Raw genomic sequence first — 21,645 nt, 5'->3', positions numbered from 1 at the left:
GTCACTTTCGGCCCCGCCCTCACGGTTGCGGGTCCGAAAGTGACGGATTCGTCCGTCACGGGGTGAGGGTGAGCGAGACCGCGGGCGCCACCACGGTGCGGCCGCCCACTGCGATGTCGTCGCCACCCAGGCGGCGGGTGAGGATGCGCGAGCCGGCACCCTGATCGATGGCCAGGTCGCGGTCGAGCAGCGCCGTGATGCGCACCGCCGCCGCACCCGTGGCCTCATCTTCGGCGATGCCCATGCGCGGAGCGAACATGCGCGACCTCAGGTGACCCGCCACCTCGTCGATCCACGCCCAGAAGTAGTGGCTGCCTTCGCCGACGACCTCCGGGTCGAGAGCGTCGACCTCGGCCGGCGACGCGAGCGGATGCCAGGTGAACTCCGGCGCCCAGGACGCGCGGCCCGTGATCCAGGTGAGCTCGCCGTCAGATCGCACCGCGACGTCGCCCGCCTCGACCCGCAGCGTGTCGACGGGCAGTCCTGAGTGCGCGAGCCACCACGCCGTTCCCACGCAGGGATGCCCGGCGAACGGCAGCTCCCGGGCCGGCGTGAAGATGCGGATCCGCGCGGTGCGGTGATGCGACGCCGCTCGCTCACCGAGCTCCCCAGCCTCGCCTGTTTCGTCGATCTCGTCGACGAAGACCGTCTCGCTGAATCCCAGCGCCGTCGCGATCTCCTGCTCCCGCCCACGGGTCTCCGCCGACGATCGCAGCAGGCCGAGCGGGTTGCCGTAGCCGCCCTCGGGGTCGGTGAACACGGACACGACATCGACGGTCAACTGCGATTGCATGCTCCGAGTCTGCGCGCGCTCCCTCTCGCGCTCAAGCTGCCGCCCGGCATCCGGTGGCCTTCTCGGATCCCTCTCAGCGGCGAACGGCGATGTTCGCCGAGATCTCCGTCCAGTTCGAGCCCACCGTCATGTATTCGGTGTGCAGCCAGACGCGCTGCTCCGGCGACTCGAGCTGCAGGGTGGCGCCGTAGCGGCCGAACCGCTCGGCGTCGACGCAGGTGGCCTCGGTCTGTTCACCGGTGAGCGTGCTCTCGGCGATGAAGCAGACGTCGTCGTCGCGGGTGACGCCCACCCAGAACTCCGTCTCCTCGTGGACCGTCAGCAGTCGGAGGGAGGAACGCACGATCTCGGAGTCGATGCCCGGAACGATGGGCGGCGTCTCGCCCGTGGCGAGCACGGTGCCCTGATCGAGGTGGGCGATCTTCGAGTACGCATCGGTCGGATGCGCGGTGCACCCGGCCAGGACCAATGCCCCCAGCACGAGGACGGCGGGGATCGCGACGGCGACGATTCGCGAACGCATGAGGAAACTCCTGGAGGCTGGCCAAAACGGCACCGGGGCTACTCCGACACACCTTAGGGCACGAAAATGACCGTCTGCTCGGAGCAGACGGCGGCCCCGCGCTGGGCCGGTTGCGGTTGACTCGGGGCATGCGAATCCTCATCCTCGGCGGTTCCGAATTCGTGGGAAGCGCGCTCGTGCAGGCCGCGCTGGAACGCGGCGCCGCCGTGACGACGCTGAGCCGAGGCACGCATCCGCCGGCACCCGGCGTGACCGCACTCAGAGGTGATCGACGCGCGCCCCGGCACCGCGGGTTGGCCGCCGTGCTCGACGAGGCATCCCGCGCCGGCGGGTGGGACCTCGTGGTCGACACCTGGTCGTGGGAGCCGTTCGCCGTGCGCGACAGCGCCCGCGTGCTCGCGCCGCTCGCCGATCACTACGCGCTCGTGTCCAGCCGGTCGGTCTACGCGGATCCGCTGCCCGCGGGCGCGGACGAGTCAGCACCTCTGGTGCTGGCGAATCCGTCCGATGGCGATCCGGCGGCGGTCGAGGTCGGCTCCGGAGCCGAACTTGAGGTCGACTACGCAAGGGGCAAGGCGGGTGCCGAGCTCGAGGTCGACTACGCAAGGGGCAAGGCGGGAGCCGAACTCGAGGTCGACTACGCAAGGGGCAAGGCGGGCGCCGAGCTGGCGTTGCGGGACGAGTTCGGCGAGCGGGCCCTGATCCTGCGGCCCGGGCTCGTGCTCGGCCCGCGCGAGAACGTCGGGCGGCTGCCCTGGTGGCTCACGCGCATCGCCGCGGGCGGGGACGTGCTCGCCCCGGGCACTCCGGATGCCGGCATCCAGTACGTCGACGCCCGCGACCTCGCCGCGTTCGCCCTCGACGCCGGACTCCGCGGACTCTCCGGTGCGTTCAACGTGGTGACCCCGGTCGGGCAGCACACCCTCGGCGAGTTGCTCACCGCCTGCGTCGAGGCGACCGGCTCGGACGCCCGCCTTCGCTGGGTGCCCGAAGAGCGGGTCCTCGCCGCCGGTATCGAGCCCTGGACCGAGCTGCCCGTCTGGTTGCCGAGCGGCCCCGACCATGACGCGATGCACCACGGTGACGTGTCGGCCGCGCTGGCCGCCGGGCTGCAGGTCAGGCCTTTGGCCGAGACGGTGCGGGACACCTGGTCCTGGCTCCGCTCGATCGGTTGCGCGGCACCGCTACGTCCCGATCGCCCCCGGGTGGGCCTCGCTCCGGAGCGCGAGCGCCGCGTTCTCAGCGCCGAGGACCCTCCCGCAGTGCTTGGATAGCTCTATGCCCGACACCGCGACGTACATCGACGACTTCGCCGAGTTCATCCGTTCCTCCCCCTCGTCCTACCACGCGGCAGCCGAAGCGGGCCGCCGGCTCGACGCGGCCGGCTTCCGTGCGCTGCCGGAGACGGATGCCTGGGGCGGCGAACCCGGCCGCTCCTACGTCATCCGCGACGGAGCGATCATCGCGTGGGTGGTGCCCGAGGGCGCCGACGCGCTGACGCCGTTCCGGATCCTCGGGGCGCACACCGACTCCCCCGGCTTCAAGCTGAAGCCCCGACCCACCATCGGCTCGAACGGCTGGCTCCAGGCCGGCGTCGAGGTCTACGGCGGCCCGCTGCTGAACTCCTGGCTCGACCGCGAGCTCGAACTCGCCGGTCGCATCGTGACCCGGGACGGCGAGGAGCGACTGGTGCGCACCGGGCCGTTCCTGCGCATCCCGCAGCTCGCCATCCATCTCGACCGGGAGGCGAACAACGGCCTCACCCTGGACCGGCAGCGCCACACCGCACCCGTCTTCGGTGTGGGCGAGGTGTCGCAGGCCGACCTCGTGGGGCTGCTCGCCGAGTTCGCCGGGCTCGGGTCGGGTGCCGAGGCCGCGAGCGAGATCGCAGGCTACGACATCCTCACCGCCGACACCGACCCGCCCGCGCGCTTCGGCCTCGACGACGCCCTTTTCGCCGCCGGCCGGATGGACAACCTCACCTCCGTGCACGCGGGACTCACCGCCCTCCTCGCCGCCGCGGAGTCCCCCGTGCCCGGCCACATCCCGGTGCTGGCGGCCTTCGACCACGAAGAGCTCGGCTCGGAATCGCGATCGGGCGCCAGCGGGCCGTTCCTGGCCGAGGTGCTCACGCGGCTCGGCGCCGCGCTCGGGGGCGGCGTCGACGAGCGTGCACGGGCGCTCGCGGCATCCTGGTGCCTCTCCTCCGATGCCGGGCACTCCGTGCACCCGAACTACCCGGAGCGGCACGATCCCGCGAACCAGCCGGTGGCCGGACGCGGGCCGCTGCTGAAGATCAACGCGAACCAGCGTTACGCCACGGATGCCGCGGGGGCAGCTCTGTGGAGCCGCGCGTGCGCGCAGGCGGGTGTGCCTTACCAGGAGTTCGTGTCGAACAACGGCGTGCCGTGCGGCTCGACCATCGGTCCGCTCACCGCGACGCGGCTCGGCATCCGCACGGTCGACGTCGGTGCACCGCTCCTGTCGATGCACTCCGCCCGCGAGCTCGCCCACGTCGACGACCTCGCCGCCCTGTCGGCCGCGATCGGCGCGTTCTTCGCGCCGGAGGACTGAGCCCGGTCATGGCCGGATTCGGGTGGCTTCTGCGCGGGGCACGCGCCGGAGACGGGAAGCTGGCCTGGAATCGGCCGGAACTCATCGCTCCGGCCACGGTCCTGCTCACCAGCGACACCTTCGTCGCGGACGACGCTCTGCCGGCCCGGTGTGCCGGGAAGGGAGTGGGCGCCAACGTCTCACCGGCCCTCGCCTGGGGCGAGGTTCCCCCGTCGACGCAGCAGCTGGTGTTCGTGCTCGAGGATCCGGATGCGCCCACGCCGCGACCCGTCGTGCACACGATCGCGACGATCATCCCCGACCTCACCGAACTCTCCGAGGGTGCGCTCTCCGGGGAACGACCGCCGACCGGCGTCGCGTTCTACCGCGGGTCGCTCGGCTCCAGCGGCTACAACGGGCCCCGGCCCGTGCCCGGTCACGGACCGCACCGCTATGCCTTCCAGCTCTTCGCCTTGAGCGCCCATCTCGGGCTGGACTCCTCGTCGAGCACCCCGCGCTCGGTGTTCGCGACGATGGCCGGGAAGGTCATCGCGCGCGGCCGGATCGACGGCACCTACGAGCGCTGACCCGCCTCGGTGACACCCTCGGCGGGCTCCTCGCCGAGGGGGCGTTGCGTGCGTGCCGCCGCCATGGCGGCGCGACCCGACGGGAGGAGCACGGCCACGACGATCACCAGGATGGTCGCCACCCCCGCCACCACGAGCAGGGTCTGCACACTGATCACGTCGGCCAACGGGCCGAACACCACCATGCCGATCGGGGTGGCCAGCGCCATCACGATGCCCACGTAACTGAACACGCGGCCGTGCTTCTCGGGCTCGACCGTCTCCTGCACCAGGGTCATGAACGGTGCCGAGAACAGCGGGACGAGCAGGCCGAACCCGAACATGAAGCCGTAGAACACCCACAGGTTGGGGCTCAGCCCCAACCCGATCGTGAAGGCGGCGAACCCGAAGGTGGCGAAGAGGATGAGGCCGATGCGGCTGAACTTCGCGAGCACGGTCGAGACCAGCACGCCACCGAGCAGCATGCCGACGCTGAACGCGATCTCCAACACCGTCACCATCCAGACATCGGTGCCGAAGGTGCGCGCCACCAGGAGCGGCGTGATGAACGAGGGCGCCACCGTGAGCAGGAAGATGATGGCGAACACCAGCAGCAGCCAACGCACGACCTGGTGCCGCCAGATGTAGCGGAAGCCCTCGACCAGATCGTCACGGTAGCTCGACGTCTTCTCGGCGATCGACGCCAGCGTCGGCACCACCACGAAGGCCAGGAACACGATGCCGATCGCCGCCGTCACGACGTCGATGAAGAACACCGGCACGATGCCGAACAGACCGAACACGGCACCGGCGGCCGCGGGGGCGAGCAGCGCCATGGCCGACTGGATGGTCTGGAAGATGCCGTTCACGCGCATGAGCTGATCAGGCGGCGCGATCTGCGGGATCATCGCCTGCACGGCCGGCGTCTGCACGCCTGCGCCGATCGAGCGCGCCCCGACCGCGAGCAGGATGATCCACAGATCCGTCACCCCGTTCAGCATGAGCAGGGCGAGCACGAGGGTGACGGCCGCGATGGTGCCGTCGGCCAGCATCACGAGCACACGCCGGTTCATGCGGTCGGCGAAGACACCACCGAAGATCGACATGATGCCCTGCGGCAGGAACGCCGCGACCGCGTAGAGCGCCACCGCGAAGCCCGACTGCGTCTCGAAGGTGACGTACCACATCACCGCGTACTGCACGATCATCGACCCGAAGAGGGAGATCGTCTGCCCGCTGAGGAACAGGGCGGTATTCCGCTTCCAGTGCGCCGGGGCCGTGGTCTGCTCGGTCATGTGAACAGCGTACACATGGCCTCCGACATCCGCCGGACTAGGTCGAGGACTGAGCGATCGTCAGGGTGCCGAACCCATGGGTGATGAGGTTCTTCGCGAGGTAGATCGGCTTGCCGTCGAGCAGCACGTTGTGCGTCAGCACCAGCACGGGGGTGGAGGCCTTGAGCCCGATCCCCTTGCCGCGCTCGGCACCCGCGCGCCCGACGGTGACGTCGTAGACGGCCGGGCCCAGTGCCGGCCCGATGATGTCCATCACCGCCGCCAGGAGGCTCCGCCCCTCGGCCCGGGTCTCCTCGAGCCGGGCCGCGAGCACCGGGCTGCGCTCGGCGAGCACCTCGCCCGACGGGATGATCTCGAGCAGCTGGGCGACCGCCTCGCCGTCGCGCTTCACCACGTTCTCCTGCACCCACACCTGGGTGCGCGGATCGACCTGGAGCCCGCGCGTGATGAAGTCGGAGGTGGGCTGGAGCTCCTCGAGCATCCGCTCCACCGTCACCGTGCCGGATCCTTCGGCGATCACCTTCTCGAGCGGTCGCAACTGCTCGAGCCCCACCTGCGGAAGGGCCTCGGCAACGAATCGGCCGATCCCCCGCCGGGTGCGGATGAGGCCGTCTTCCTCGAGCAGCATCAGGGCCTCGCGCACCACCGTACGGCTGACACGGAGAGCCACGCCGAGCTCCGCCTCATTGGGCAGCAGGGAACCGAGCTCGACCCGACCGCCGCGGATGGCGTCGGCGAGCGAGGTGTAGACGGCCACGCGAAGCGGCTGACCGGTGGGCACGCTGAGCGGGTCGAGTCGCAATGCGGAAACGGTCGTCGTCATCTGAACCCCTCGAAGTCGTCGGTGGTTGTATGACATCATACTCACCACATCGAGGAAACCCTCGAGGCACGCCCACGGATTTCGAGCACGAGGAGACAACCATGACGTCGAGCACGGTCGACAAGAGCACCGTCGGAGTCGGCGAACGGCAGTACCACATCGGCGTCGCGCCGGGCGAGGTCTCGACCGTCGCCCTGCTGCCGGGCGACCCGTTCCGGGTGCCGCTGATCGCGGAGTTCCTCACGGACGTGAAGACCGTGGCCCACCAACGCGAACACCTCACGATGACCGGCTGGTACAAGGGTCGGCACATCACGGCGACCTCCACCGGCATGGGCTGCCCGTCGACCGCGATCGCGGCCGAGGAGCTCATCCGGGTGGGCGTGACCTCGCTCATCCGGGTGGGCTCCTCCGCCGGGCTGCAGCCGGGCATCAAGCCGGGCGATCTGCTGGTGAGCGAAGGCACGCTCCGCAACGACGGCACGACGGCCGCGTACGCGCATCCGGGCTATCCCGCCGTACCGGATCTTCGCATCGCGACCGAACTGGGCGACGTCGCCCGCGAACTCACTGCCGGCACCGGCACCGCGGTGCACTCGGGCCTCAACGTCAGCGACGACGCGTTCTATGCCGAGGGGCCCGAATGGATCGCGCAGTTGAACTCGCTCGGCATCCTCAACGTCGAGATGGAGAGCTCGGCACTCTACGTCGTCGCCCGGCTCCGCGGAGTGCGGGCCGGCATGATCTGCGCCGCATCGAGCAACCTCTTCGACGGCACGAGCCTGTACGACGGCGTGAAGGAAGCGCTCGCCGAGGGGTGGACGCGCAGCATCGAAGCCGCCCTCGAGACCGCCGTGCGACTGGAACTCTGACCCCGGATGCCGCGGGCAGCGACCTGATGCGCGCCCGCGGCATCCGCATCACGATCCGGGAAACATGATTGACACATTGGACGTATAACATCCATCATCATACTCGTCAGCTAGGAGGAACCCGATGACCGCAGCGGGCCGCACGCCGCTCTACGTCGACTGCGACACCGGGATCGACGACGCCCTGGCGCTCTGCTATCTCGTGGCCTCGCCGGAGATCGAACTCGTCGGCATCGGCACGGTGAGCGGCAACGTCTCCTCGGCGCGCGCCGCCCGCAACACGCTCGACCTGCTGGCCCTCGCCGGCGCGAGCTGCCCGGTGGCGGTGGGGGCCGCGCATCCGCTGGCGGGACGGTTCACCGAGGGAGCCGCGCACGTGCACGGTGACGACGGGTTGGGCAACCACCCGCTCCCGGCCGCCCGCACCGCGCCCGTCGAGGGGGACGCTGCCGACCTGCTGATCGCGCTGGCGCACGAGTGGGCGGGCGAGCTGCGCATCCTCGCCATCGGCCCGCTGACGAACCTCGCCGAAGCCCTGCGGCGGGAACCGCGGCTCCCCGAGCTCGTGCGCGACGTCACGATCATGGGGGGCGCGGCCCTCGTGCCGGGCAACATCTCCCCCGTCGCCGAGGCAAACATCGGCAACGACCCCGAAGCGGCGGCTCTCGTGCTCGCGGCACCGTGGCCGGTGACGTTGGTGCCCCTCGACGTGACCCTGAGCAATCCGCTCCTCGAGGCCGACCGGATGCGTCTGCTCGATTCGGGTCGCCCTGTCGCCACCGCACTCGGCGGCATGCTCGACTTCTACTTCGACTTCAACGCGACGTTCTACGGCGAGCGGCGCTCGGCGCTGCACGATCCCCTCGCCGCCGCGCTCGCCGTCGGGGCCGTCGTGCCCGCCGTGGCACCGCGGGTGCACGTCGTGGTCGACGCGACCGACGGTCCCGGCCGCGGCCAGACCATCTGCGACCTGCGCGGCCGCTTCCTCGGCTTCCCCGACCAGCCGGATGCGCACGTGCGCGTCGTGCTGGAACTCACCGACGACTTCGCTCCGCACCTGCTCGAGCGGCTTCTGGCGCTCTGACGACCGAGGCGAGAAGGAGAATCCGATGCTGATCAATCTGCACAGCCACCTCGAAGGGCGGCTCCGCCCCTCCACAGCGGCTGAGCTCGCCGGTCCGCTGGGGCTCCCCGCTCCGGCGGAAGGCTGGGATCACGCCCTGCAGCTCACCGGCCCGGCCGACCTCACCGTGTACCTCCGCAAGGTGGCCGCCAGCTACCCCTTCTTCGGCCGGCGCGAGAACATCGCCCGGATCGCCCGCGAGGCGGTGGAGGACGCGGCGGCGGACGGCGGCGACTACCTCGAGCTGCGCTTCGGCCCGACCACCCACGTCTCGGAAGGCCTGACCCTCGACGACGTGGTCGCCGCCGCGTGCGAGGGCATCGCCGAAGGAACGGCGAGCACCGGGATGCCGGCCGGCCTCGTGATCGCGGCCCTCCGTCACCACAGCACCGAGCAGAACTCCGCCGTGGCCCGCGCGGCCGCCCGCTTCGCCGGCGCCGGGGTCGTGGGCTTCGACCTGGCCGGCGACGAACTGCTGTATCCATCGCTCGAACCGCACGTCGAACCCTTCCGCATCGCGCGGGCCGCGGGGCTCGGGCTCACCTGCCACGCCGCGGAGTCGGCGCCCGGTCAGGCCGCCCGCGAGGCGGTCGAACTCCTCGGGGCGACGCGCATCGGTCACGGAGCGCATCTGGCCTCCGACGCGGAGTCCCTGGCCTGGATCGCCGGAGAGGGCGTGGTGGTGGAGATCTGCCCCACCTCGAACTGGTACACCGGTGCCATCCCGGCCGTGGAGGCGCATCCCGGAGCCCACTTCGCGGCAGCCGGTGTCGACGTCGTGCTCGGCGACGACAACCCGGTGCAGACCGGGTCACTGCTCTCCGCCGAGCGCTCGCTGCTCTCCTCGGTGCTCGGCTTCGACGAGGCCGCCCTCGACCGGCTCGACGCCGCGAGCATCGAGGCCGCCTTCCTCGACGAGTCGACGCGCATCCGGATGCGCGACCGCCTCGCCGCCCAGACCCGGCTCCCTGACCCCCACTGACCCGTACCTGCACCCGCACCACCGCTCCATCCGTTCCACTCCTGCACCACACGCCAACACAAGCGAAACCTGGAGAACACGATGAATCCGAAGGCGAGAAAGACCACGATCGGCCTGGCGCTGACCCTCTCGATCAGCACCCTGCTGCTGACCGCGTGCGGCACGGCGCCCGAAGCCTCGACGACCGACGGCGGTACCGACAGCGCGGGGAGCTTCCTGCCCTGCGCGGTGTCGGACCTCACCGGCTTCAAGGACGGCCAGTTCAACGAGCTGACCTACGACGGCGTCGCGAAGGCGGCCGATGCCCTCGGCGTCGAGACCCGCACCGCGGAATCGACCTCCGAAGACCAGTACGCGGGCAACATCTCGGCGATGGTCGACGAGGACTGCAGCCTCATCGTCACCGTCGGCTTCGCGCTGGCCGCGGCCACCCGCGACTCGGCCGCCGACAACCCCGACGTCAACTACGCGCTGATCGACTCGACCGTCTCCGACGACGACGGCACCCCGATCGAGGTCGACAACGTGAAGCCGGTGCTCTTCGACACCGCGCAGGCCGCCTACCTGGCCGGCTACCTCTCGGCCGCCGCCTCGAAGACGGGCGTCGTCGGCACCTTCGGCGGCATGCCCTTCCCCTCGGTCACCGTGTTCATGGACGGCTTCGTCGACGGCGTCGCGAAGTACAACGAGGCACACGGCGCCTCGGTCAAGGTCGTGGGCTGGGACAAGGAGACGCAGGACGGCCTGTTCGTCGGCAACTTCGACGACCAGGTGCAGGCCAAGACCCTCAGCGAGGGACTGCTCGACCAAGGGGCCGACATCATCATGCCGGTGGCCGGATCGCTGTTCCTCGCCACGGTCGAGGCCATGAAGGACCGCAACATCGACGGCGGCGTGCTGGGCGTCAACAACGACGCCTACGATGCGGCGCCCGAGAACCAGTCCTACTACCTCACCTCGGTGCTGAAGAACCTCACCAACGCCGCCGACGAGGTCACCACCGCGGCCGGCAACGGCGAGTTCGACAACACCCCGTACGTCGGCACGCTCGAGAACGACGGCGTCGGGATCGCTCCGCTGCACGACTGGGAGGACCGCGTCGATCCCGCAATCGTCTCCGAGGTCGACCGGCTGAAGGCCGACATCATCAGCGGCGCGATCGTGGTGGAATCGCCCTCGTCGCCGAAGTCGTAACCGAACCGCGGATCCGCGGACCGATCATCCGCGCGGGCCGGCGGCGCTGACCGCAGCAGCAGCGCCGTCGGCCAGCACGCGGGCGTCGGTCGAGATCGACACCGCGTCGAAGCCGTGCCGCCGCAGGCGACTCGCCCGCTCGGGCGCTCCCGCGAACACCCCGGCGGCGATGCCGGCCGACCGGCAGGCCCGCACGACACGCTGCAGCGGGCTGTTCGTGTCGAGGTCGTCGATCATCTCCTCCAAGTCGAGGCCGAGCGCGAGCGAGAGGTCGAACGGACCCACGAAGATCATGCCGAGGTGAGGCGTGGCGGCGATCTCCTCCACCCGGTCGAGAGCCTCCGCCGTCTCCACCATCACGGCGCAGAGCACGTGTTCGTTCGCTTGCGCCGGATTCGGCGCAGGATCGATCATCGGTCCCCAGCTGCGTCGCCCGATCGGCGGGTAGAACGCCGCCGCGACAGACTCGCCCGCCTCCGCTGCGCTCGACACCAGGGGCACGATCACCCCGTCGGCACCTCCGTCGAGTGCTCGGCCGATCACGTCGTCGCGCGCCGCCAGTACCCGCACCAGCACCCGTGTGCGCCGGAGTCGGAGGTGGTCGAGCGCGTCGAGCATCGCAGCGTCGTCGAATCGTCCGTGCTGGGCGTCGAGACAGATCCAGTCGATTCCGTCCACCGCCATCGCGGCCGCCGTGTGCGGATGCCCGAGGGTCGCCCAGAGGCCGGTGCTCGGTTTCGTCCAGTCCGTCGTGTCGCCCATGCCTCCATTGTGCCGTCCTCGGCCCGGCCCCGACTCAGTCCGTTCCGGATGCCGCGAGCCAGCGCGTGAGGATGCCCTCGAGTGCCGTGCGGTCGGCCTCCGAGAGGGGCTCGAGCAGGCGGTGCTCGTTGGCCATGTGGGCCGTGAACGCCGCGTCGATGAGGGCGAGCCCCCGAGGCGTGAGCGCCACGACGCGACGGCGGCCGTCGTTCTCGGCCGCGCGACGAACCACCAGCCCGGCCTCGGCGAGCCGGTCGATCCGCTTGGTCATCGCCCCCGTCGTCACCATCGTGTGCTCGGCCAGTTCGCCCGGCGCCCGTTCGAAAGGCGCACCGGCCCGGCGCAGGGTGGCGAGCACGTCGAACTCGCCCTCACCGAGGCCGAACTCCCGGTAGACCTCGACGAGCGAACCGGTGAGCTGCGCCGCCAATCGGTGCAGTCGCCCGATGACACCCTGCGGAGCCACGTCGAGGTCGGGCCGCTCCCGGCGCCATTCCGCCTGGATTCGCGCCACCCGGTCGAGTTCTGCAGCCATGCGTTCACTATAGCTTCCCCGGAAGCTATAGTAGCTTCCATGGAAGCGAAATGGCGCTGGCTACTCGTCACGGCGATCGCGCCGATCGCCTGGGGCTCGAACTACTTCGTGACGCGCCAGTTCCTGCCCATGGACTCGCCGCTCTGGGGCGCCGTGCTCCGGGCCCTGCCCGCCGGCATCCTGGTGCTCCTGATCGCCCGGCGGAGGCCGCGTGGAGAGTGGTGGTGGAAGTCGCTCGTGCTCGGCGCACTCAACGTGGGCGCCTTCTTCGTGCTGGTGTACCTCGCGTCGCAGCTGTTGCCCTCGAGCGTCGCCTCCACCGTCATGGCGACGTCGGCGGGCGTGCTCCTGCTCCTGGCCTGGCCGCTGCTCGCCGAGCGGCCGCACTGGCTCTCCGTGCTGGGCGCCGTCGCCGGGTTCGCGGGGGTCTGCCTCATGCTCTTCGACGGCACGGCAGCGATCGACCCGCTCGGCGTCGTCGCCTCGCTCGCCGCGATGCTGATGTCCTCGGTCGGATTCGTGCTCACGAAGAAGTGGGCGGGCGGGCAGCCGATCCTCGCGGTGACCTCCTGGCAGCTGATCGCCGGCGGTCTCCTCGTGCTGCCTTTCGCCCTCATCGTGGAGGGAGGCGTTCCCGCGCTCGACCCGGCCGCCGTCGCGGCCTTCGCCTACGTGGCGGTGATCGCGACCGCGCTGGCCTTCGTGTGCTGGTTCACCGGGCTCCGACATCTACCCGCCGGAACCGTCGGCGTCGTGGGGCTACTCAACCCCGTCACCGGCGTGCTCCTCGGCACCCTCGTGGCCGGCGAGACCTTCGGTCTCCCCCAGGCTCTCGGCACCGCCCTCGTACTCGCCGGCGTCCTCCTCGCCCAGCGCACCCCGCGCCCCGCTCCCCCTCCCCTTCCCCCTCCCGCGAAATTCTTGCCCCTAAAGGCCCCAAAACGCGCAGAATAGGGCGTTTGGGGGCAAGAAGTTCGGTGCAGCGCTACGATTTCGGTGACTGAGGAGCTCATGACCGACACGACCATCCCCCGCCTGCCGTTCTGCGAGTTGCACGTGCACATCGAGGGCACCCTCGAGCCCGCCACCATCTTCGAGCTCGCCGCGGCGAAGGGCATCACCCTCCCCTACGCCAACGAAGCCGAACTGGCCGCGCGCTATGACTTCAGCGACCTGCAGTCATTCCTCGACCTCTACTACGCCAACATGCAGGTGCTGCAGACCGAAGACGACTTCGAGGCCCTCGGTGCGGCCTACCTGCGGCGCGCCAGTGCGGCAGGGGTGGTGCACGCCGAGATGTTCGTCGATCCGCAGGCGCACTCGGTTCGCGGCATCCCGGAGTCCGTCGTGCTGGCCGGGCTGCACCGCGCCATCGCGGCGGTGGGCGCCGAGACCGGCATCACCGCGTCGATCATCGTCTGCGTGCTGCGCGACCAGCCGGTCGACTCGGCTGAACGGATGCTCGACCGCGTACTCGAGAGCGGCTTCGCCATCGAGGGCATCGGCCTCGACTCGGCCGAGGTCGGCTACCCCCCGTCGCTGTTCCGCTCGGTGTTCGACCGGGCGCGCGAGGCCGGGCTGCACGCGGTGGCCCACGCCGGCGAGGAAGGTCCGGCGTCCTACGTCTGGGAGGCCCTCGACGTGCTCGGGGTGGAACGCGTCGACCACGGCAACCGAGCTCTCGACGATGCGGCGCTCGTCGCCCGCCTGGCCGCGGACCGCATCCCGCTCACCCTCTGCCCCCTCTCGAACGTGCGGTTGCGTGTCATCCCGTCGATCGCCGAGTTCCCCCTGCGCCGAATGCTCGACGCCGGCATCCTCGTCACCATCAACTCCGACGACCCCGCCTATTTCGGCGGCTACCTCGACGACAACCTGCGGGCGATCCGCGGCGCGTTCGGGTTGGGCGATGCCGAGCTGGAGCTGTTCGCCCGCAACTCCGTCGAGGCGTCCTTCCTTCCCGAGGCTCGCAAGCGGGAACTGCTGCAGCGGCGGTAGTTCGGGGGCGCGAGGCTCTATTACCGCCAGGTCTGGACACCCGGAAGGCACAGGCGTATCGTGTAACCGTCCACTTACGTAAGGATTTGCTTACATGCCTGCCACGGATGAACTCAGCCTCGTGTTCGGCGCGCTGGCCGATCCGACGCGGCGAGACATCCTGACGCGGTTGCGCACCGGTCCGATCACCGTCGGCGAACTGGCGGCGAACTACTCGATGAGCCGCCCGGCCATCTCGCAGCACCTCGCTGTGCTCGAGGGCGCCGGACTCATCGTGCGCACCGTCAACGCGCAATGGCGCGAATGCAGCATCCGCGAGGCCGGACTCGACGACGCGCGGGCCTGGGTGGAGCAGCACCGTGCCGAGTGGAACGAACGCCTCGATTTCCTGGGCGACCACCTGATGAACCACCAGTCACGACGAGAGGGAGCACGATGATCGACACGAACAAGGGATTCACGCTGGTGCGACAGTACGACGCGACGCCGGAGGCGATCTGGCGGGCCTGGACCGATCCCGACGAGGTGGCCGAGTGGTGGCATCCGGCCGGCATGCACACGCCGCGCGAGAGCGTGAGCGTCGACGCCCGGGTGGGCGGCCGCTACACCTACACGATGGTGCACGACGAGAGCGGCGAGGAGTACCCCACGGGCGGTGTCTACCGCGAGCTGGTGCAGAACGAGCGGCTCGTGTTCACCTGGGGCTCGCCCGACGACGATTCCGACGACCAGCCGGTCGTCACCGTCACCATCGAGTCGCTCGGCGAACTGACCCGGCTCACCTTCGACATCCGCGGTGTGGACGGGATGATCGGTGACGGCAGCTTCTATGACGGCTGGAACAGCGCGCTCGACGAACTGGCGCAGCACCTCGGGCAGACCGCGGTCGCGGGATGACGCGACCGCAGCTGCTCGGCGAGGGTGCGGATGAAATCGCAGTGGCGGGATGACGCGACCGCAGCTACTCGGCGAGGGGGCGGATCAGACCGCCGTGGCGGGATGACGCGCGACCGCGCCTAGTCGGCGAGGGTGCGGAGGTAGCCGGCGAAGCCGCCGGGCGTGCGTCCCTCGCGACGTCCCGAGGTCTGCACCACCGAGAAGGGCAGGTCGAGCACGACCGCCCCGCGTTCCTCGGCGGCCCGCACCAGCTCGACGTCCTCCCCCACGCGGAGCGACGAGAATCCGCCGACGGCTCGGTAGACGTCGGCCCGGATGCCGAGATTGGCGCCGTACACGTGCCGGCCGGCACCCTCGTGCTCGCGTCGCCACGCGGCGAGCAGGGCCGGGTCCATGTCAGCCGCCCGTGGCACGACGCGGCCGACCGCCAGCTCGGCGCCGTCGCGGGCGGCCTGCAGGTGGTCGAGCAGCCAGTGATCGGGCACCACGGTGTCGGCGTCGGTGGTGCAGATCCACAGGCCGGGACGCGCGTCGGTGGAGCCGGCATCGCGGCAGGCCCCGGGCTCGCCAGACCTGCTGATGACGTGGTCGACACCGGCCGCGCGCGCCCGGCCCACGTTGGCGGCATCCAGTTCGAGCACCTCGATCGCCGACCCGAAGGAGCGGGCGACGGCGAGCGAGCCGTCGGTGCAGGCATCCAGCAGCACGACGATGCGCACCCGTCCGGGCTCCGCCCACTCCGGTTCGCGCCGCACGAGTTCGGCGCGGGCGGCGAGCACCGCCGCCACCGCGCCCGGAAGGAGCACCTCTTCGTCACGTGCCGGCATCACCACGCCGATCGAGCGGATCATACGATCCGCTCCCGCCGCGCCACCGATTCGCCGGGTGCACGCACGAGCACATCGAGCACAAAATCCTCCTCGAGGTGGCGGGCGAGGCGCGTGAACTCGGGCCGATCGGCGAAGACCGCGTGTACGCCGTCGCCGTCGATCGCCCGTCCCGCCACCGGATGCCGCCAATGGCAGAGGATCACGGCGCCGAGCGGGGTGAGCGAGCCGAGGATGCGTTCGATCAGGCCGGTGAGATCCGGCGGGTCGAGGTAGTAGCCCACCTCGGACACCACGACGAGATCGAACGTTCCCGACGGCCATTCGGCGGGCACGTGCATCCGCTCGAAGGTCGCGACGGGCACATCGGCGTTACGCGCACGAGCACGCTCGGTGGCGACCTCGGAGACGTCGACGCCGACGAGGCGATCGGATGTGCGCCCGGCCAGGGCGCGGGAGAGCACGCCGGTCGACGATCCCACCTCCAGCACCTCGCCATAGCGACGATCCGGCAGCGAGGCGAGCAGCACGGCGCGTTTGCGCTCCTCGTACCACCGCGACTCGAACCCCCACGGATCCTCCGCGCCCCGGTGCAGTTCGTCGAAGTACTCCGCCGCGACCCCGTCATCGTGCAGCACGGTGGGCGCGACGGACCGCGCCGGCGCCGAGTCGCCGGATCTCGTCGGTATCGGCTCCCCGATAGCGGCAGATTCTGGCGATTCGGGGATGTCTTCGGCGGCTGGGCGGGACACGACGAAGGCCTCGAAGGGGCGGGCGAAGTGGGCGAGCATGCCGGGGTGCAGGAGCGCTTCCTCGCCAGGTGTGTCTCCCAGCGAGAGCACCTGGCTGACGTGGGCGGCCACGGCACGAGCTTTCGCGGCGCGGTGCGTTTCGTCGAGGGTGAGGGTGCGGAACTCCGACCACGGAACGTCCGGGTCGTCGGGCCGAGCCCAGTGCCACAGCCAGATCGGGTACTCGAGCAGCTCGAGTCCGCCGGCCTCCGCGGCATCGCGCGCCGCACGCGCGGCGGCCGCGTGGTCGGGATGCCGGTCGCCCGCCCACGGCGCCACGATCACGGTCGCGCCGCGCCGGTCGTCGCGCGCGTCTGTGGGCCGCTCGACAGAGTGCCGCCCGAGGCGGCCCGGACGGCCCGCCCCCGCGGTGCCAAGGCCGAATTCGACCGCGGCACTGGGCCCTGCGTTCGCAGCCGCGTCGGGGAGGCGCGACCGATCCGTCGCAGACTCGACTTCGTCCCCGGCGGCGGGATGTGCCGTTGCGGCCATCGCAGTCGGACCGACCGTGTCGGCGATGGCCTGTGCAAGGGCGAAGCGGTGCTCGGACAATCCGCCGTCGGGCAATCGGAGGAAGTGCACGGTGGCGCCCGCGTCGACCTCGGCCACGGCCGACCGCGTCTCGTCCTCACGCCGGCGGGCGAGCATCCGTCCGTCGACCGCGCCCGGGTGCGAGCCCTCCCCCGAGGTCGCGACGATGACCGTCACGCGCACTCCGGATGCCCCGGCCCGGGCGAGCAGACCGGCCGCGCCGAGCGTCTCGTCGTCGGGATGCGCGGCCACCACGATCAGGTGGCCGAGATCCTCGAAGAAGGACGATTCCCATTCGGGCGGCTGCGGCATCCGCTCGGCGAACGCGCGCTGCCACTCCGCTTCGGGAGTGCCGTCGTCGCGGTGCGAGAAGGTGGCGGCCGTCATCGGAGCGCCTCGACGAGCATCCGGCCGGTGCGGGCCTCGTCGCGGTCGCCGTGGTCTTGGAGAAGGTAGAGCGACAGGTCGGCCACGCGGGCCGCGTAGGCCGCGTCCAGTGCCAAGGGTGCCGGGCCCAGCGCGTGAGCCGCTTCGCGCAGCACGTCGTCGCAGACTCGGCGAACCACGGAACGACAGACCTGAGCGAGCAGCGCCCGCTCTCGCGCGTCCCGCGAAGCGTCGCCAGAACAAATGGCGATTCCGACAGCGCGGGGTGCGCCCGCGGCGGCTCCGCGCTCAGCGACATCCGAATCCGAGCGGTCGATCGTGCGGGCTGCCGACGCGAGTACCGCGTGCGCGGATGCCAGGGCGGTCGCGGCCCGGCCGGCGTGCAGGGCGGAGAGGTCGTCGTCGCGTTTGGACGCCGCGTCGATGACCCGCCGCGCGACACCGACCGCACTGCCGAACCAGCAGGCCGCCACCCCGATACCGCCCCACTCGAAGCCGGGCCGCGCGAGGTACCAGCCGGGGTCGCCCACGGGCACCGCGGCAACCTGGGAGAAGTCCGTCGGCCCGCTCGGCACATCCGGGAACCCGCGCGCCACCCACGCCTCCGCGTGCGCGGTGACGCCGGGCTGCCTCAAAGCCACGGCGAACAGCCGGCGCTCCGCTCCCACGTGCGCGGTGACCAGCGCGTGGCTCAGCACCCCGGCGAGCGAACACCACGGCTTCGTGCCGTCGAGCAGCCAGGTTTCCTCGCCGGCCTCCTCGATCGCCGTGGCCTCGAGCCGCACGCCCGGACCCTCCGCGGCGAACACGCCCCAGGTGCTGTCCGAACCGGCACCGACGGCTGCCAGGTCCACTGGAACCGGGCACTCGTCCAGGATCGCCAGGGCATCCAGGTGCGGTTCCACGACCCGGGCCACGGTCACATCGGCCGCCGCCAGCGTCGCCAGGGTCTCGAAGTACCGGACCGTCTCGCCGCTCCCGGGTCGCGGCACCGACTCCCCGAGGCGCCGCGCGAGGTCGAGTGCCGCACCGACGTCGCCGGCCGCCGCGAGAGCCTCCTCGTAGCGGTCGTCGAGTCGCGCATCGGCCGGCTCCCACCAGGAGCCGCCTTCGAGGGTCACACCGTCCGACATCCCGCTCCCGTTCATCCCTTTCATCATGGGCACGGTCGTCGCCCTCCCCCAACCCCTTGCGGCCGAGCATCGACCCTCTTGACACCGCGCGGCCGTGGTGGGATGTTCGCCGCGGAGCACCACGCGGACCGCCACGTGGAGCCCGACGACAGACGACGAGCGGGAGGCGGGATGACCGAGCAGGTGCGGATCGCCGTCATCGGCGCGGGCTTCGCGGGGCTCGGGATGGCCGCGCAGCTGCGACGGCACGGCATCGACGACTTCGTGGTGCTGGAGCGGGCCGCCGACGTCGGGGGCGTGTGGCGCGAGAACACCTACCCCGGGGCGCAGTGCGACATCCGCAGCGACCTCTACTCCTTCAGCTTCGCGCCGAACCCCGCCTGGACGAGGGCCTACTCGCCGCAGCCCGAGATCCTCGAGTACCTGCACGACGTGGTGCGCCGCTTCGATCTCGCGCCTCGGCTGCGGTGCGGCACCGAACTGCTCTCCGCCTCGTGGGACGAGGCAGGCCGCGTCTGGCGGCTCGAGACGGGCGGCGGCGCGATCGAAGCGAGCGTTCTGGTGAGCGGCGCCGGGCCACTCGTCGAGGCCGCCTGGCCCGACATCCCGGGCCTCGACTCCTTCGCCGGCCCGCGCTTCCACTCGGCCGCGTGGCGGCACGATGTGGAGCTGTCGGGAGCCGACGTCGCGGTGATCGGCACCGGCGCCTCGGCCATCCAATTCGTTCCCGAGCTGCAGAAGATCGCGGACCACGTCACGGTCTACCAGCGCTCGGCGCTCTGGGTGCTCCCCCGCCGCAACACGCGCACGTCCGCCCGGCGCCGGCGCTGGTTCGAGCGGTACCCCCCCTTGCAGCGGGCGGCCCGGCGGTTCATCTTCGGGCGCACCGACGCCCAATTCGCCGGGTTCCGCTTCGCCCCGATCGGGCGCGTGGTGGAACGGATGTCGCTGCGCAACCTGGCGCGACAGGTTCCGGATGCGGGCCTCCGCGACCGCCTCACGCCCCGTTTCCGCATCGGCTGCAAGCGCATCCTCCTGTCCAGCGCCTACTACCCAGCCGTCGCCCGACCGAACGTCGATCTGGTGACCTCGCCCATCGTCGCGGTCGAGGGCGACCAGGTGGTGACCGCCGACGGCGTGAGGCACCGTGCCGACGTGCTCGTCGCGGGCACCGGATTCAACGCGACCCGTCCGCCTGTCGCCGCGCGCATCCGCGGGCGTGACGGGGTGCTGCTGGCCGATCGCTGGTCGCCGCACATGGCGGCACTGCGCGGCACGACGGTGGCCGGGTTCCCGAACTTCTTCCTGCTCATCGGACCGAACACGGTGTTCGGGCACAACAGCATGGTCTACGTCATCGAGCAGCAGATCGGCTACGTACTGCAGGCCGTTCAAGCGCTCGATCGCGAGGGTACGCGCTCTCTCGAACCGCGAGCGGAGGCGCAGGCGCGCTACACCGCACGGCTTCGCCGACGACTGGGCAAGGCGGTCTGGAGCGTCGGCGGCTGCACCAGCTTCTACCTCGACGCCGGCGGGGTGAACACGACGGTCTGGCCCGGCACGGCCGTGGCCTTCGGTCGCGCCCTGCGGCATTTCGACCCCGCCGAGTACGTCTTCGCCCCCTGAACGGCGCGGACTCCGGCGGCTCAGTCGTGCAGGATGCGCTGGTAGAGCACGTGGTCCTGCCAGCGGCCCGCGATCTTGAGGTAGTGCGGTGCGTAGCCGATCCGCTCGAATCCGTTCCGGAGCAGCACCGCCTGCGAGGCGGCGTTCTCGGGCAGGGTCGACGCCTCGACGCGATGCAACGCCAACTCCTCGCGCGCCAACCGGATCGCCTCGGCGACTGCCGCGCTCATCACGCCCCGGCCGACGAACCGCGCGTCGATCCAGTAGCCCAGGCTCGCGCCCTGCAGCGCTCCGCGCACGATGCCCGTGAGAGTGACCCGCCCCACGATCTCCCCATCGCTCTCGAGCACCAGGGGCAGCATCAGGCCGGCGAGGCAGGCCTGCAGCGCCCCGTCGATCTCGGTGGCCTGGCCCGGCTCAGTGAAGAACGAGGCGGGGCGCACCGGGTCCCAGTGCGCGAGGTGCTCGCGGTTGTGCAGGTAGGCATCGGCCAGGCGTCCCGCGTCGTCGGCCCGGAGCATCCGCAGCACGACTCCGGCACCGACTCTCAACGGGGGCACGACGACTTCCACCACCGCTCCAGGCTAGACGACCCGTCCCCGGGACGGGTGCGGGTCGACGGATGCCCGCACGGAATTTAGGCTGGAAGGCGTGGACGATCGGATGCGGAGCGATTCGCGGGTGAACGCCGCCCGGTACCAGGTCGACCGGCTCTCGCGGGAGCTCGACGCCGACACGGAGACCGCTGCCGACACGGAGCCCGCTGCCGACACCGCCGCCGACGCGGGTGGAACCGCGGACGCGCAGCGCGACGACGAGACGCACGACGCCGGCGCCCCGACGATGGAGCAGCGCGCCCAGTTCGTCGAGATCCAGATCAGGCAGGCCATGCGCCGCGGCGACTTCGACGACCTCCCCGGCGCGGGCAAGCCGCTCACCCATCTCACCGAGACCTACGATCCGAACTGGTGGATCCGCCGCAAGATCGAACGCGAACGCCTCACCGGACTCGGGCCGCCCGCACTGACGCTCCGGACGGAGGACGCCGCCCTCGACGAACGGATCGACGAAGCCGGCTCCGAACGCGCGGTGCGCGAGCTGCTGACCGACTTCAACCGCCGGGTCGTCGAGGCCCGGCGGCAGCTGCAGGGCGGACCACCCGTGATCACCGCGACGCGCGACGTCGACGCCGAAGTGGAGCGGTGGCGCGAACGCCGGGAGGCCCGCCGCCGAGCCCGGGACGAGGAGCGCGCTCGGGAGGAAGCCGCCCGGGCGGCGATGACCTGGCGGGAGCGCCGTGCCGCGCGCCGCGCCGAGCGCACCGCCGCACGAGCCGCCACTGCCGGGCGACCCGGCACCACGAACTCCGATCGGTCCGTCACAGAACCTCCTCGCCCCCGGTCCTAGCTCGGGACGGCCGTGGATGACCGCGGC

General features: G+C 71.0%; 23 protein-coding genes. 13 read left to right on the top strand and 10 right to left on the bottom strand.

Features of this window, described 5'->3' with window-relative positions; all coding sequences use genetic code 11:
- Positions 1 to 55 precede the first annotated feature (55 nt).
- Together ACFJGU_RS17570 and ACFJGU_RS17565 are read right to left on the bottom strand one after the other, a co-directional pair.
- Complete coding sequence (locus ACFJGU_RS17570) at positions 56 to 793, bottom strand: PhzF family phenazine biosynthesis protein (protein ID WP_382305146.1); 738 nt, start codon at positions 791 to 793, stop codon at positions 56 to 58.
- A 73-nt stretch (positions 794 to 866) separates the two neighbouring features.
- Positions 867 to 1,316, bottom strand: coding sequence for a hypothetical protein (locus ACFJGU_RS17565; protein WP_382305145.1), 450 nt, complete (start codon positions 1,314 to 1,316; stop codon positions 867 to 869).
- Between the two features lie 128 nt (positions 1,317 to 1,444).
- Here ACFJGU_RS17565 and ACFJGU_RS17560 point away from each other — a divergent pair, with 128 nt between their 5' ends.
- From ACFJGU_RS17560 to ACFJGU_RS17550, 3 genes are read left to right on the top strand one after another with little or no spacing between them, the layout of a single operon-like run.
- The gene (locus ACFJGU_RS17560; RefSeq protein ID WP_382305143.1) at positions 1,445 to 2,590 is read left to right on the top strand and encodes a reductase; all 1,146 of its coding nucleotides are present in this window, start codon (positions 1,445 to 1,447) and stop codon (positions 2,588 to 2,590) included.
- Between the two features lie 4 nt (positions 2,591 to 2,594).
- A complete protein-coding gene (locus ACFJGU_RS17555; protein ID WP_382305142.1) occupies positions 2,595 to 3,890 on the top strand; it encodes a M18 family aminopeptidase in 1,296 nt (431 codons plus the stop codon).
- An 8-nt stretch (positions 3,891 to 3,898) separates the two neighbouring features.
- Positions 3,899 to 4,456, top strand: coding sequence for a YbhB/YbcL family Raf kinase inhibitor-like protein (locus ACFJGU_RS17550; RefSeq protein ID WP_382305141.1), 558 nt, complete (start codon positions 3,899 to 3,901; stop codon positions 4,454 to 4,456).
- On the opposite strand, the gene ACFJGU_RS17545 is transcribed toward ACFJGU_RS17550, so the two are convergent.
- Together ACFJGU_RS17545 and ACFJGU_RS17540 are read right to left on the bottom strand one after the other, a co-directional pair.
- Positions 4,444 to 5,730, bottom strand: coding sequence for an MFS transporter (locus ACFJGU_RS17545; RefSeq protein WP_382305140.1), 1,287 nt, complete (start codon positions 5,728 to 5,730; stop codon positions 4,444 to 4,446). The genes ACFJGU_RS17550 and ACFJGU_RS17545 overlap by 13 nt on opposite strands.
- Before the next feature lie 37 nt (positions 5,731 to 5,767).
- On the bottom strand, positions 5,768 to 6,553 hold the full coding sequence (locus tag ACFJGU_RS17540) for a GntR family transcriptional regulator (protein ID WP_382305138.1): 786 nt from the start codon (positions 6,551 to 6,553) through the stop codon (positions 5,768 to 5,770).
- A 101-nt stretch (positions 6,554 to 6,654) separates the two neighbouring features.
- Here ACFJGU_RS17540 and ACFJGU_RS17535 point away from each other — a divergent pair, with 101 nt between their 5' ends.
- From ACFJGU_RS17535 to ACFJGU_RS17520, 4 genes are all read left to right on the top strand, one after another.
- Positions 6,655 to 7,425: a nucleoside phosphorylase gene (locus ACFJGU_RS17535; RefSeq protein ID WP_382305136.1), complete on the top strand. Its 771-nt coding sequence runs from the start codon at positions 6,655 to 6,657 to the stop codon at positions 7,423 to 7,425.
- Between the two features lie 124 nt (positions 7,426 to 7,549).
- On the top strand, positions 7,550 to 8,509 hold the full coding sequence (locus ACFJGU_RS17530; RefSeq protein WP_382305134.1) for a nucleoside hydrolase: 960 nt from the start codon (positions 7,550 to 7,552) through the stop codon (positions 8,507 to 8,509).
- A 25-nt stretch (positions 8,510 to 8,534) separates the two neighbouring features.
- Entirely contained in the window at positions 8,535 to 9,530 is a 996-nt protein-coding gene (gene add / locus ACFJGU_RS17525) for an adenosine deaminase (protein WP_382305132.1), read from the top strand.
- An 81-nt stretch (positions 9,531 to 9,611) separates the two neighbouring features.
- Positions 9,612 to 10,724 (top strand): BMP family protein, encoded by a 1,113-nt coding sequence (locus ACFJGU_RS17520; RefSeq protein WP_382305130.1) that lies wholly within the window; start codon positions 9,612 to 9,614, stop codon positions 10,722 to 10,724.
- A gap of 24 nt (positions 10,725 to 10,748) precedes the next feature.
- On the opposite strand, the gene ACFJGU_RS17515 is transcribed toward ACFJGU_RS17520, so the two are convergent.
- Both ACFJGU_RS17515 and ACFJGU_RS17510 read right to left on the bottom strand, forming a co-directional pair.
- Positions 10,749 to 11,486 (bottom strand): HpcH/HpaI aldolase/citrate lyase family protein, encoded by a 738-nt coding sequence (locus ACFJGU_RS17515; RefSeq protein WP_382305128.1) that lies wholly within the window; start codon positions 11,484 to 11,486, stop codon positions 10,749 to 10,751.
- A 34-nt stretch (positions 11,487 to 11,520) separates the two neighbouring features.
- Entirely contained in the window at positions 11,521 to 12,021 is a 501-nt protein-coding gene (locus ACFJGU_RS17510; protein ID WP_382305127.1) for a MarR family winged helix-turn-helix transcriptional regulator, read from the bottom strand.
- A 39-nt stretch (positions 12,022 to 12,060) separates the two neighbouring features.
- Between ACFJGU_RS17510 and ACFJGU_RS17505 the strand changes: the two genes are divergently transcribed.
- The 4 genes from ACFJGU_RS17505 to ACFJGU_RS17490 all read left to right on the top strand — a co-directional run bounded on the left by ACFJGU_RS17505 (position 12,061) and on the right by ACFJGU_RS17490 (position 14,916).
- Complete coding sequence (locus ACFJGU_RS17505) at positions 12,061 to 12,975, top strand: EamA family transporter (protein ID WP_382305125.1); 915 nt, start codon at positions 12,061 to 12,063, stop codon at positions 12,973 to 12,975.
- 57 nt (positions 12,976 to 13,032) lie between these two features.
- Positions 13,033 to 14,019 (top strand): adenosine deaminase, encoded by a 987-nt coding sequence (locus ACFJGU_RS17500; protein ID WP_382305123.1) that lies wholly within the window; start codon positions 13,033 to 13,035, stop codon positions 14,017 to 14,019.
- 94 nt (positions 14,020 to 14,113) lie between these two features.
- Positions 14,114 to 14,458: an ArsR/SmtB family transcription factor gene (locus ACFJGU_RS17495; protein ID WP_382305122.1), complete on the top strand. Its 345-nt coding sequence runs from the start codon at positions 14,114 to 14,116 to the stop codon at positions 14,456 to 14,458.
- Positions 14,455 to 14,916, top strand: a complete 462-nt coding sequence (locus ACFJGU_RS17490; RefSeq protein WP_382305120.1) for an SRPBCC domain-containing protein — start codon at positions 14,455 to 14,457, stop codon at positions 14,914 to 14,916. The genes ACFJGU_RS17495 and ACFJGU_RS17490 overlap by 4 nt, the downstream gene beginning before the upstream one ends.
- A gap of 119 nt (positions 14,917 to 15,035) precedes the next feature.
- Here the strand turns inward: ACFJGU_RS17490 and ACFJGU_RS17485 are convergent, their stop codons facing one another.
- From ACFJGU_RS17485 to ACFJGU_RS17475, 3 genes are read right to left on the bottom strand one after another with little or no spacing between them, the layout of a single operon-like run.
- Complete coding sequence (locus ACFJGU_RS17485; protein WP_382305118.1) at positions 15,036 to 15,767, bottom strand: glycosyltransferase; 732 nt, start codon at positions 15,765 to 15,767, stop codon at positions 15,036 to 15,038.
- Positions 15,764 to 17,452 carry a PIG-L family deacetylase gene (locus ACFJGU_RS17480; protein WP_382305116.1) on the bottom strand — a complete coding sequence of 563 codons (1,689 nt, stop codon included), beginning with the start codon at positions 17,450 to 17,452 and terminating at the stop codon, positions 15,764 to 15,766. The genes ACFJGU_RS17485 and ACFJGU_RS17480 overlap by 4 nt, the downstream gene beginning before the upstream one ends.
- Positions 17,449 to 18,612: an acyl-CoA dehydrogenase gene (locus ACFJGU_RS17475; RefSeq protein WP_382310424.1), complete on the bottom strand. Its 1,164-nt coding sequence runs from the start codon at positions 18,610 to 18,612 to the stop codon at positions 17,449 to 17,451. The genes ACFJGU_RS17480 and ACFJGU_RS17475 overlap by 4 nt, the downstream gene beginning before the upstream one ends.
- A gap of 144 nt (positions 18,613 to 18,756) precedes the next feature.
- Here ACFJGU_RS17475 and ACFJGU_RS17470 point away from each other — a divergent pair, with 144 nt between their 5' ends.
- Positions 18,757 to 20,211 carry a flavin-containing monooxygenase gene (locus tag ACFJGU_RS17470; RefSeq protein WP_382305114.1) on the top strand — a complete coding sequence of 485 codons (1,455 nt, stop codon included), beginning with the start codon at positions 18,757 to 18,759 and terminating at the stop codon, positions 20,209 to 20,211.
- Between the two features lie 20 nt (positions 20,212 to 20,231).
- Here the strand turns inward: ACFJGU_RS17470 and ACFJGU_RS17465 are convergent, their stop codons facing one another.
- Complete coding sequence (locus tag ACFJGU_RS17465) at positions 20,232 to 20,786, bottom strand: GNAT family N-acetyltransferase (RefSeq protein WP_382305112.1); 555 nt, start codon at positions 20,784 to 20,786, stop codon at positions 20,232 to 20,234.
- A 76-nt stretch (positions 20,787 to 20,862) separates the two neighbouring features.
- Here ACFJGU_RS17465 and ACFJGU_RS17460 point away from each other — a divergent pair, with 76 nt between their 5' ends.
- Positions 20,863 to 21,618 (top strand): DnaJ family domain-containing protein, encoded by a 756-nt coding sequence (locus tag ACFJGU_RS17460; RefSeq protein WP_382305110.1) that lies wholly within the window; start codon positions 20,863 to 20,865, stop codon positions 21,616 to 21,618.
- Positions 21,619 to 21,645 lie beyond the last annotated feature (27 nt).

This window comes from Herbiconiux sp. UC225_62 (assembly GCF_042694625.1).
GTDB lineage: Bacteria > Actinomycetota > Actinomycetes > Actinomycetales > Microbacteriaceae > Herbiconiux.
The sequence above is the reverse complement of the archived record's forward strand: the minus strand, read 5'-3'. Positions and strand labels throughout refer to the sequence as shown.